At 39.0% G+C, this 889-nt stretch carries 2 protein-coding genes; both read left to right on the top strand.

The window, feature by feature from the left end; translation table 11 throughout:
- Window positions 1-33: 33 nt before the first annotated feature.
- A complete protein-coding gene (locus ACTXGO_RS14860) occupies window positions 34-195 on the top strand; it encodes a hypothetical protein (RefSeq protein ID WP_435950002.1) in 162 nt (53 codons plus the stop codon).
- A gap of 360 nt (window positions 196-555) precedes the next feature.
- Complete coding sequence (gene rpsO / locus ACTXGO_RS14855) at window positions 556-825, top strand: 30S ribosomal protein S15 (protein WP_435951085.1); 270 nt, start codon at window positions 556-558, stop codon at window positions 823-825.
- The last annotated feature ends 64 nt before the right edge of the window (window positions 826-889 follow it).

Raw genomic sequence — 889 nt, 5'->3', positions numbered from 1 at the left:
TTGCAAAATTATTATAAGAATAGGAGAGTAATAATGGATGAACAAGAAAAGAAAATCGAAGAGCAATACAAAGAGATTAACCCAACTGATGAGGCTCCTGATAGCTTAGCAGAAGCAACAACTGCGCCGCTTGATGATAGCGAGCTTGGTCGACATGCTACAGAAGACGATGTTAAAAAGAACAACGATAAGTAATCCTTATAATGAGTCTATCCATTGATGTTACTGTGATATCAAATGTGTGAACTCACCATAAAAACTGCTGCTAATGTGGCAGTTTTTTGTTATAATCAGCGCCGTATTGGCAATAGCTCTTATACAAAACCTTGATATAGTTTTAGCATCTAGTTAGTATCTAGATAGACGGCTAAGCTTGAATGTTTACGTGTGAAGCTTATTGTTTAATAATACGACCCTTGAATGCTTAGCGTTCACTAGGTCAACTCTAGTAATGCAGGGTTGTCCTGAATGATGCCAAAGCTTTTTTATTTTTACGGTTCTATAAGTACTCATCTGTTTGAGTAAATTATAGAGCTCTTAGCATTGCTGGAGAGAATTATGCTAACGAATACTGATCGCGAACAAATCATTGCTCAATACCAACGCGGCGAGAACGATACTGGCTCCCCTGAAGTTCAGGTTGCCCTATTAAGCGCCCGTATTAACGATTTACAGAACCATTTTAAAGAGCACAAAGGCGATCATCATAGCCGCCGTGGTCTTATCCGTATGGTAAACACGCGCCGTAAACTTCTTGATTACCTAAAAGGTAAAGATCTTGGTCGCTATACCACACTGATCAGCCAATTAGGTCTACGTCGTTAATATCACACTCAGCTGTGTGATTATCGATAAGATATCTGAGTATTACAAAAGCGGTGTGGAATAG

The organism is Psychrobacter sp. T6-1 (genome assembly GCF_052258445.1).
The sequence above is the reverse complement of the archived record's forward strand: the minus strand, read 5'-3'. Positions and strand labels throughout refer to the sequence as shown.